This is a genomic window from Kitasatospora sp. NPDC001603, assembly GCF_040298365.1.
In the GTDB taxonomy this organism is placed as follows: Bacteria; Actinomycetota; Actinomycetes; order Streptomycetales; family Streptomycetaceae; genus Kitasatospora.
Window position 1 is genome coordinate 1 of record NZ_JBEPAA010000145.1, and the last position, 9,343, is coordinate 9,343.

The 9,343-nt window shown below is 73.4% G+C and carries 9 protein-coding genes and 1 pseudogene; 4 read left to right on the forward strand and 6 right to left on the reverse strand.

Translation table 11 applies throughout. The features are described from left to right. The first annotated feature begins 430 nt into the window (after positions 1–430). Complete coding sequence (locus ABT263_RS38050; RefSeq protein ID WP_352298337.1) at positions 431–895, forward strand: DUF8821 family protein; 465 nt, start codon at positions 431–433, stop codon at positions 893–895. Positions 896–1,037: 142 nt separating this feature from the next. Here ABT263_RS38050 and ABT263_RS38055 read toward each other — a convergent pair whose 3' ends face one another. Both ABT263_RS38055 and ABT263_RS38060 read right to left on the reverse strand, forming a co-directional pair. Beyond that, positions 1,038–1,268: a hypothetical protein gene (locus tag ABT263_RS38055; RefSeq protein WP_352298340.1), complete on the reverse strand. Its 231-nt coding sequence runs from the start codon at positions 1,266–1,268 to the stop codon at positions 1,038–1,040. A gap of 288 nt (positions 1,269–1,556) precedes the next feature. After that, positions 1,557–2,195: a hypothetical protein gene (locus tag ABT263_RS38060; protein WP_352298343.1), complete on the reverse strand. Its 639-nt coding sequence runs from the start codon at positions 2,193–2,195 to the stop codon at positions 1,557–1,559. Positions 2,196–2,623: 428 nt separating this feature from the next. Here ABT263_RS38060 and ABT263_RS38065 point away from each other — a divergent pair, with 428 nt between their 5' ends. After that, on the forward strand, positions 2,624–4,216 hold the full coding sequence (locus ABT263_RS38065) for an AMP-binding protein (RefSeq protein WP_352298346.1): 1,593 nt from the start codon (positions 2,624–2,626) through the stop codon (positions 4,214–4,216). 108 nt (positions 4,217–4,324) lie between these two features. Here the strand turns inward: ABT263_RS38065 and ABT263_RS38070 are convergent. Together ABT263_RS38070 and ABT263_RS38075 are read right to left on the reverse strand one after the other, a co-directional pair. Then, positions 4,325–4,555, reverse strand: a pseudogene (locus tag ABT263_RS38070) (nuclear transport factor 2 family protein); the annotation flags it as partial. A gap of 43 nt (positions 4,556–4,598) precedes the next feature. Further along, positions 4,599–5,855 (reverse strand): L,D-transpeptidase, encoded by a 1,257-nt coding sequence (locus tag ABT263_RS38075; protein ID WP_352298349.1) that lies wholly within the window; start codon positions 5,853–5,855, stop codon positions 4,599–4,601. 348 nt (positions 5,856–6,203) lie between these two features. On the opposite strand from ABT263_RS38075, the gene ABT263_RS38080 reads away from it, so the two are divergent. Both ABT263_RS38080 and ABT263_RS38085 read left to right on the forward strand, forming a co-directional pair. Continuing rightward, positions 6,204–7,511, forward strand: coding sequence for a helix-turn-helix domain-containing protein (locus ABT263_RS38080; RefSeq protein WP_352298352.1), 1,308 nt, complete (start codon positions 6,204–6,206; stop codon positions 7,509–7,511). A 117-nt stretch (positions 7,512–7,628) separates the two neighbouring features. Then, on the forward strand, positions 7,629–7,802 hold the full coding sequence (locus tag ABT263_RS38085; RefSeq protein ID WP_352298355.1) for a hypothetical protein: 174 nt from the start codon (positions 7,629–7,631) through the stop codon (positions 7,800–7,802). A 216-nt stretch (positions 7,803–8,018) separates the two neighbouring features. On the opposite strand, the gene ABT263_RS38090 is transcribed toward ABT263_RS38085, so the two are convergent. Continuing rightward, positions 8,019–8,330 carry an STAS domain-containing protein gene (locus tag ABT263_RS38090; RefSeq protein ID WP_329485233.1) on the reverse strand — a complete coding sequence of 104 codons (312 nt, stop codon included), beginning with the start codon at positions 8,328–8,330 and terminating at the stop codon, positions 8,019–8,021. Beyond that, a partial coding sequence (locus ABT263_RS38095; RefSeq protein ID WP_352298358.1) for a PP2C family protein-serine/threonine phosphatase occupies positions 8,327–9,343 on the reverse strand: 1,017 nt, incomplete at its 5' end. The genes ABT263_RS38090 and ABT263_RS38095, both read right to left, overlap by 4 nt.

Below are 9,343 nucleotides of genomic sequence, written 5' to 3' on the forward strand. Positions count from 1 at the left end.
CGGCAAGCTGCTGGCGGTCGCCGCCGGAGCGCTGGTGCTGCTGATGGCCTCCTCCCAGGTCAACCGCGGGTTCGGCCAGTACCCCAGCGGCCGGGCTTCGGCGCCCGGCGGTCCGGTGCGGATCCCGGCCCGCGACTTCGGCGGCATCGGCATCAACGGTCCTTAACCGCACGCTGGACACGCCGGTCGGTCGCTCCGGGGCCGCAGCATTCCGGACCAGTACGATCGGCGCCGGTGAAGCGGTGCGGGGCGGAGCCACGGACGGCGCCCGCCGAGGACCCGCCTCCGTCGCCGGAGCCGCGCGCGAAACCAGTGCACGGCACGCCCGCCGGTCGAGCCGTTCCGCGCCGCTTCGGGGCGTGGCCTCGCCCTTCGCGCGGACCGCCCCAAGCCCCTGTCGTCCGCCCGCGCCCCTGGGAAGGAATCCGCCATGACCTACGCCGTGGACTTCGGCACCGTATCGACCGTCGGTCTGGAGTCGTCGCCCGTCGCGGACGCACTCGCCGGCCTGCGGGCGAACGAGGCCCGCTACTTCAAGAACAAGTACGACCACGTCTTCACCGTGGAACCCGCGGACCAGGCCGCGGAGGTCGTCGACTGGGTGCACCGGATCCTGCGGGAGGAACGCGAGATCGTCATCGCGTCCAGGCCCCTGGAGGCCACGTCCTTCCAGGTCGAGGACATCCGGATGGCCTACGTCTTCTACGAGAGCGGACTGTCGGTCAACGTGATGTACACCGTCGACGACGCCAGGAAGCGAGCGGTCGGGTTCAAGCTCTCGGACGGGATGGACGTCCCGGAGGAGCTCGCCCAGCGGTTCAAGTTCGCCCGCCAGAAGTCGAAGCTCGCCGGGACGATCCGCGGATCGTACTTCGTCATCAAGAACGAGTACTGAGCCGGCGCCCGAGCCGGAAAGGGAGCTTGCGGAACCCGACACGGGCCGGAGGCCTGCCGCTGTCGGCGCACCTCGTGAGCGGCGGTCGCCGGACCTGCCCGGCGGCCGCCGCCGGCGTCGCCGGTGCGGGGCCCCGGGGGAGCTATGCGGACTGCGAAGCGCTGTGCCGGGGGCACGCGCAGGGCGGCCAGGTGCTCTTGGCGAGCGGCACCGGGGCCACGGGCGCGTACTCCTCCCGCCGCTCGACGGCGTCCAGCGGCCGCCCGTCGGCGTCCACCCGGTACGTGCGGATCCACATCCGCCCCGTCGTCCGGCCGGACCTGGCCGTGGGCCTCCCGCCGCGGACCGGGCCGTCGCCGGTACTGCTGACCATGGAACCCTCCTCTGACCCCTCGGCCTTGAGTTCAACAAGTGGACGAACAAACTGTGCGGTTGGCCTCTGCTTCCTTGAAGGTACGCCAGGGCCCGCCGAATCCGAAGGATTCCGCAGCACCTTCTCAGTCGATCATTCGACTCATGAAGCAAGCCGCCGCCGAGGGTGATGGAGCGAATACGGCAGGTGAGAGCGCGGCCCGGCCGAGTCCCCGCGGCCCGTCCGCCGTGCCGGGCGCGGACGCCCGTCTGGGCCGCGACCGGGTGCCGCGGCCCACCCCGGCGGCTGTCAGGAGGTGCGGACGAGGGTGTCGTCCACGGTGAAGGTGGTCTGGAGCGAAGGGTCCTCGGTACCGGTGAACGTGATCGTCACGGTCCGGCCGGCGAACGCGGACAGGTCGTAGCCGCGCAGGGTGTAGCCGGGAGCGGCGTCGAGGTTGCTGAAGGCGGCCAGCGTGGTGCCGTCGGCCGACACCGTCAGCCTGTCGTACGCGGTCGCCCCGGACTCGGCGGTGCCGACGTGCAGGTAGAAGCCGAGGGTGGCACGGCAGCCGGCCGCGAGGGCGACCGACTGGGACAGCGTGTCGGTGTGGGACGACCCGTAGCCGCCGAGCCAGGCCTTCCAGCCGCCGCTGTGGGCGGGCTCGCGACCGGCGTTGTCGATGACGCCGGCGGTCGTGGTCCAGGGCGCGGCACTGCCGGTCTCGAAGCCGGGATTGCCGAGCAGCTGGATGCCGGTACAGCTGTCGCCGGTGCCGGTGGCCGTCCACCCGGAGGAGGCCGGTCCGGACGCGTCGGAGGTGGCGGCCGCTGCGCCGGGTGGGGCGACGGCGAGCAGGCCGGTGGCCGCCACGGCGAGCGCGGGCAGGACGGCGGGGAGTCCGCGCGGCCGCGACGGACGCGCGCTGCGGGGGGAGTGGTGGCGCAAAGGTCGACCCTCCGTGGGGCGAGGGCGCGGCCGGTGCCGGCGGGGGTGCGCGCCGGTACGGGCTCGGGCCGTGCTGACGGTACTCGGCATGTGCGGGCCGGCCCCGGCGGTCGGCCGCGGGCCGGCTGGTGCGGCGCGCTGTACGGGGAGTCCTGGGCGCCCTGGGTCCGAGGGGGCGCCTCTTGCTGTCGGGGCCGTGACATGCGTGCGGGATGTCGGCGGACCCACCACCTGCTGAAGTGGCCATGACGTTACTGACGGGCCGTCGCATCCCTCAAGGAGCTGCGCACAGCCTTTACCGCGCCTTGCCCATCACTTGCCCGGCGGATGGGACGGGTTCGTCCGGCCGGCCGGAGCGGAGCCTGTCCGGTGTGCTCCCCGTCCCCGAATCGGCATCGCGGCAGCCGGGTTGGGGTTAGCCTGTCGATATGGTTGCAAACTACAAAGAAGAAGTGGCCATGTACGACGCGGAGTTCGTCAGCGCCCCCGCGCTGATCCTCCGGTCCCTCGCCCGCGACCCCGATCGGCCGGCCGTCACCACCGCCGACGGTGCCACGATCACCGCGGGCGAACTGGTCGACGCCACCTACCGCCTGGCCCAGGAACTCCTCGCCCGGGGCGTCACCCGGGGCTCCACCGTCTCGCTGCTCACCGGCAACACACCCGAGGCGCTCAGCGCCCGTTACGCCGCCGGACTCGCCGGCGCCCGGCTGGTCAATCTGTACGACGGCATGAGCGCCCTGGTGCTCGCCGAGATCGTCACGAGCGTCGACACCGCCGTCCTCCTCGTGGATGCCGAACGGTACGCGACCGCACCCGAGTTGCTCGCCCTGGTCGACGTACCGACCGTGCTGACCCTGGGCCCCGGCCCGGAGGCGGTTGGCGGGGACCCGGTCGGCGGGGACGCGATCGGTGAGGACGTGATCGCCGCCGCCGCCCGCCGGCCCGCCGAGCCCCCGGCCGTGCGGGTCGGCCCGGACGACGACCTGGGCATCCGGCACACCGGTGGTACCACGGGCATCCCGAAGGGCATCCTCAGCCTGCACGGCCCCTACCGCAGGGTCTTCGACGTCCCGTTCGGCCCGCAGGGTGACAAGCGCCGCCTCCTGGCGGCCACCTCGCTGGCCCATCTCGCGGGCGTGCTGGCCGATCTGACGCTGTACCACGGCGGTTCGGTGTTCCTGCAGCGCTCCTTCGACCCCGGGGAGGTGCTGGCCGCCGTCGAGCGCGAACGCATCACCGATCTGTGGGTCCTGCCACCGCTGCTCTACCGGCTGCTGGACCACCCGGCGATCACCCGCACCGACCTGTCCAGCCTGGAGCGGATCCTGTACGGCGGCTGCGTCGCCTCACCGACCCGGGTCCGCGAGGCGATCAAGGTGTTCGGGCCGATCCTGGCGAGCGGCTACGGGATGTCGGAGGCGCAGAACATCGCCGCCCTCGGCCCGCACGAGCACGACCGGGTCGGGCACGGCGGCCGGCTCTCCGTCGGCCGCCCCCTCCCGGGCGTCGAGGTGGCGATCCGGTCCGGCGACGGCGCCGAGCTGCCGGCCGGTGAGCTGGGCGAGATCCACGTCCGCTCGCGCACCCTCATGGCGGGGTACTGGAAGCGGCCCGACCTCACCGCCGAGGTGCTGCGCGACGGCTGGCTGAACACCGGCGACATCGGCCACCTCGACCAGGACGGCTTCCTCTACCTGGCCGACCGCCTTACCGACAAGATCATCGTGGTCGGCGGGCACGTCTACCCCTCCGAGCTGGAGGACCTGCTCCTCACCCACCCGGCCGTCGCCGAGTGCGTCGTCCTCGGCCTGCGCGACGCCCAGCAGGCCGAACACGTCCACGCCGTGGTCGTCCCCGCCCCGGGGCACCGCCCGGAGCTGGACGAGATCCGGGCCTTCGTCACCGCCCGCCAGGGCCGCATCTACGCCCCGGAGGCCCTGCACCTGGTGCCCGAGATCCCGCTCACCCCCGTGGGCAAGCCGGACAGGAAGCGCCTGCGCGACACCCTCCCGGGCTGACCGGGGGTCCGGGCGTGGCGCTCGCTCCGCACCGGAGGCGAGCGCCACACCCGGGGCGGTGCCCCCGTCCTCGGGTCCGGCGAGACGATCGAGGGTCGGCGCGGGGTGTCAGCGGGCGCTGCCCGGGTTCCGGTCGTCGTCGGCGCCTTCGAGCATGAGGGTGGTCTCCTCGGTGCGGCGGAAGCGGCCGTCGGGGGCGAGTTCGGCGAAGACGTAGACCTCGATGCGGACGACGGAGCCGTCGGCCTTGACGATCTCCATGGTGTGGCGGTCGGCGTACCGGTGGCCGTCGACGAGCTCGTCGTGGACCTCGACGGAGCCGCCGGTCACGACCGTGCGCCGCGCACGCGATTCCCTGGGGGGATGAAACGGCCGCCGGGGCTTACCAGTTCGCCCAGGGGAGGTTCCAGCCGCCCAGCCCGTTGTCGGGCGCCACGGTCTTCTCCTTGGTGTTCACGACCGTGACCACGTCGCCGATCAGGGAGTTGTTGAAGAACGACCCCGCGACGGAGGTGTCGCTGCCACCCTCCACGTCCTTGAGCGAGACGCAGCCGTGGCTGGTGTTCGCCTTGCCGAACGGGTCGCCCTTGTACCAGTAGTTGCCGTGGAGGTAGGTGCCGCTGCTGGTGAGCCGCATCGCGTGCGGGGCGGCGGGGATGTCGTACTCGTCGCCGAGGCCGACCGTCCGGGAGTTCATGTGGGTGACCTTCTCCTTGGACATGATCACCATGGTGCCGCCCCACGAGGGGTGCTTGTCGTCGCCGAGCGTGGCGGGCACGGTGGTGCTCCTGCCGTCCCGGACGGTCGTCAGTGTGTGGGCGGCCGAGTCGGCCGTGGAGACCTGGGAGCGGCCGACGGTGAACGGTTCGTCCTTGTCCACGTCGCCGTAGACGCCGGGCGAGACCTCGACGCTCTTCAGCCGGTAGTGGATCGTCACCTTGGTACCGGGCTTCCAGTAGTCGGCGGGGCGGAAGTCCAGCCGGTCGTCGCCGAACCAGTGCCCCTTCACCTCGGTGCCGTTGTCAGTCTCGAAGGTGATGCCCTTGGCGACGGCGTCCTTGTTCGTGATCTTCTTGCTGAACTCCACCTTGACGATCATGCCCACGCCGTAGGTCTGGCCGTCGGCGATGTTGTCGTTGGTGGAGACCTGCTTGTCGGGCGTGCGGGTGGTGAAGGTGCTCGTGGAGGCGGCCGCGAGGCCGTCGGCGTCCAGCGCCTGGGCGCTCACCGTGTACGCGGTGCCGGGGGCGAGTGCGGCGGCGGGCTTCCAGCCGGTGCCGTCCGCACTGATCGAGCCGGGGACGGGCTTGCCGTTCTTGTCGGTCACGTCGACGCTGGTGAGCCTGCCGTGGGCGACGGACACCTGGAGCGCGTCCGGTGCGACGCCCCGGGCGCCGTCCTTCGGCGCGACGTCCAGCACGGCGGCCGAGGTCTTGGGCAGGGCCGTGGCTGTGGCCGTGGCCGCCGGCCCGTCGGCGGCGGCGGTGCCCGCTGCCCGGGGGGCCTCGTCGCCCTTGCCCCCGTCGTCGCCGCAGGCCGCGGTCAGCAGCAGGATGCCGCCCATCGTCAGCGCCACCGCGCCGCGGTTGAAACGGTCGCCGGGGCGTATCGCGGTCCGGGGTGCCTGAACAGTGCTCACTTGTGCTCCTCTTCGGTGTTCGCCGGAAGCTTCTCGGCCGCTTCGTCCCAGCCGCAACGGCGGCCGGGCGATCTGGGACGCGGGGACGGCTTTACCGGCTTTGAGCTGGGAGGACGTAACCTTCCTGGGACGCGTCCACGGGACGGCGCAACGGCGCGACCGGCCTCGGGAACCGTGGGACGGTGAGCGGCGTGCTTCTCTTCCGAAGATCGCTTCACGGTGGTCCGGCCGCGGCGGGGCGCCACAGCGCCGAGTCCGACCGCCGGAAGCGGCCGGAGACCGTACGGCGCGAGCACTGCGGACAGGGAAGAGCGGGGCGGAGGAACGGTGGCGGAGGGGTTGGGGGAGATGGGGGAGCGGGACGAGCTCGCCCGGCTGCTCGGGGAGCTGAAGAGCCGCTCGGGGCTCAGCTACGGGGCGCTGGCGAAGAGGCTGCATCTGAGCACCTCGACGCTCCACCGTTACTGCACCGGCGACGTGGTACCGACGGAGTTCGCCCCGCTGGACCTCCTCGCGCGGCTGTGCAGGGCGACGCCGGAGGAACTCGTCGAGCTGTACCGACTGTGGGTCATCGTCCACGCGGCACGGGGGAGCAGGACGTCACCGGAGTCCGGACCGGCCGATCCGGCGGAGGCTCGGACGGAAGCGGCGACCCCGATCGCTCCGGTGGCACCGGTGATCTCCGCGACGCCGGTGGCTCCGGTGGTCCCGGTGACGTCGGTGGCCTCGGACCCGGGAGGTGCCGTCGAGGTGGGGCCGGTGGTCGCCGACCGCGTCGGACCGGACCCGGTTCCCGGGGCCGCGCAGCGACTCAGGCGGGTCCGTCGGCGGGGAATCCTGGCCGCGGTGACGGTCACCGCGGTGCTGGCCGCCGTCGGGGCCGTCGCCACGGGGCTGGAGTCGTCCGCGGGCTCCCCGGCCCCGGGCGCTGATGACTCGCCGTCCGCCTCGGCCCCGGTGTCCGCCCCGGCCCCGGTCTCCGCCTCCGACCCTGCCTCCCCGTCCGCCGGAGCAGGTCCGGGCTCGCCGGGGCCGACCGGCGGGGCGGACACGAGCCCCCCGTTCACGGTCTCGGTCCGGCCGTCCGGCCGGGACACCGCCTGCGACCAGTACGTGGTGGACCGCCCGCCGTCCGAGGTCCCCCGCCCGCCCGAGCTGCCGGACGTGGCGGACTGGGTCTCCCGGGTCGGCGCGGTTCCCGGTCACTACCAGTCGATCGAGGTCGTCGTGCAGGGCACCGGCAAGGACACCGTGGTGCTCTCGAAGCTCAACGTCCGGGTCGTCCGGATCGGGCCTCCCCTCGCCTGGAACGCCTACTCCATGGGCGAGGGCTGCGGCAGCGGAGTCGACGTCCACTCCTACGACCTCGATCTGGACGCGGCCCGCCCGCGGGCGGTGGTGACCGAGGGCAGCACCGGTCTGCCGGTCAAGGTGAGCGAGAACGACCCGGAGGTCATCGAGGTCTCCGCCGAGACCACCTCGCACGAGGTGAGCTGGTACCTCGAACTGGAGTGGTCGAGCGGCGACCGGAAGGGGACGGTCCCGGTCGACCTGGGCCACGGCACGCCATTTCGCACCAGCGCGGTGAAGGGCCGGCCACTGTTCGTCTACCCGATCGGCGGGCACGCCTGGGAGCCGAGTCCGTTCCAGCGGTGACGGCGGCCCGGCGCGCCGCGTAACGGCGGGCAGCGGTGAGCCTGAGCCGGCTGGGCATGGGGCCGGGGGTGTGGGGCAGACGGCCGGTGTCCGTTCCGGAACCCCTGGGAGGCGCACATGACCGTGAACCTCGTGCTGTTGCTCGGCCCGCTGGTGCTGGCGGCGATCCTGGCCGCCACGGCTCCGTCCCCGGCGCACCCCCACCGGCGGCCACGGGCGGCGGTGGTCCGGGACGACCGGATCCGCAGGCCGAGGCACGCCAGGCCCTCCCGCCGGGGTGGTTCCGCCTGACGGCCGCTCGCTCCGGGGCCTGACGACGGCTCGCTCCGGCGCTCCCCACGTCCAGGGCGCGGTCGTACGCGCCGCGGACGTGGTCGACGCAGGGCGAGTGCCCGGACGAACCGCTGCGTGCGCTCGGACTCGCCGTCCCGGAGCCGTCGCGCGGAACCGTCCCGGAGCCGTCGCCGGCCCCGGGGCGGTCGGCCGCGCCCGCTCGGTGCCCCGTCCTCACACGATGGTGAAGATCTGGGTGAGGCCCGTGATCGCGAGGATGCGCAGGGTGTTCTCGGGCACCGCGGTCAGGGTCAGCTCGGCACCGGCGGCCTGCGTGTGGCGGCGGGCGGCGAGGAGGGCCGTGATGCCGCTGGAGTCGCAGAACTCCACGCCGGACAGGTCGATGACCAGGCACTGGCCGGGGCGCAGCGCGAGGTACTCCACGCGTGCGCGCAGGGTGGGAGCGTGTTCGTAGTCGAGGTCGCCGACGACCTGCAGAGCGGGGCCGGTGGGCGCGTCGCGGTGGGTGATGTTCAGTGGGTTCATCGCCGTGGGTTCGTCGTCGGGCGGATGGGGGAGTCGGTGGCGGGGACGCCGAGGGCGAGCAGAGCGGTGTCGTCGTCCAGGCCGTCGCCGAAGCTCTTCAGCAGTGCGGTGAGGGCGCTGATCGTCTCGTCGGGTGCGGTGGGGGCGTGGTCGGCGGCGAACGCGAGCAGGGCGTCGTCGCCGAAGAGGCTTTCCCGGGTCGGGCCGGTGCGGGCCTCGGTGAGGCCGTCGGTGTAGAGGAGGATCGTCTCGCCGGGCGCCAGGGTGGTGCGGGCGGTGGTGAACGGGGCGTCGGGCAGGATGCCGATGAGCAGGCCGCCCGGGGTGGGAAGGTACTCGGTGCCGCCGTCGGCGCGCAGGACGAGGGCAGGGGGGTGGCCGCCGGAGGCGATGCGCACGCCGACGCGGCCGTCGGCGTCGGCGGGTTCGACGACGCCGAAGACCGCGGTGCAGTAGCGCGGGTCGCCCGCGGCGGCGTAGTGCTCGTGCAGGACGGCGTTGAGGGTGGCCAGTGCCATGGCGGGCTCGGGGTCGTGCAGGGCCGCGGCGCGCAGGGTGTAGCGGGTGAGCGAGGTGAGGGAGGCGGCCTGGGGCCCCTTGCCGCACACGTCGCCGAGGAAGAACGCCCAGCGGCCGTCGTCGAGGGGGAACAGGTCGTAGAAGTCGCCGCCGAGCCGGTCGGGGGAGGCGGTGTGGTAGTAGGCGGCGGCCTCCAGCCCGGGTACGGCGGGCAGTGACGAGGGGACGAGGGACTTCTGCAGGACGGTGAGGGCCTCGGCCAACCGCTGCCGGTCGGCCTCAGCCTGCCGCAGGGCGGCTTCGGCCTGCGCCCGTGCGCGCTCGGCCTCGGCGCCGGCCCGCTCGGCCTCCGCCCGGGCCCGCTCCGCCTCCGCCCGGGCCCGCTCCGCCTCGGCGCGGTTCCGCTGCTGGGTGTGGACGGGGGCGTTGAGCCGGTGGAGGGTCCGGCTCATCTCCTGGGTGGCGACGGCCTGCCAGCGCTCGGTCTCGGTCTG

What these genes read in the sequence shown, in the direction of transcription:
- ABT263_RS38050 (WP_352298337.1), top strand. Translation starts at nt 431, where the DNA reads ATGACCTACGCCGTGGACTTCGGCACCGTATCGACCGTCGGTCTGGAG.
- ABT263_RS38055 (WP_352298340.1), bottom strand. Translation starts at nt 1,268, where the DNA reads ATGGTCAGCAGTACCGGCGACGGCCCGGTCCGCGGCGGGAGGCCCACG.
- ABT263_RS38065 (WP_352298346.1), top strand. Translation starts at nt 2,624, where the DNA reads ATGGTTGCAAACTACAAAGAAGAAGTGGCCATGTACGACGCGGAGTTC.
- ABT263_RS38080 (WP_352298352.1), top strand. Translation starts at nt 6,204, where the DNA reads ATGGGGGAGCGGGACGAGCTCGCCCGGCTGCTCGGGGAGCTGAAGAGC.
- ABT263_RS38085 (WP_352298355.1), top strand. Translation starts at nt 7,629, where the DNA reads ATGACCGTGAACCTCGTGCTGTTGCTCGGCCCGCTGGTGCTGGCGGCG.
- ABT263_RS38090 (WP_329485233.1), bottom strand. Translation starts at nt 8,330, where the DNA reads ATGAACCCACTGAACATCACCCACCGCGACGCGCCCACCGGCCCCGCT.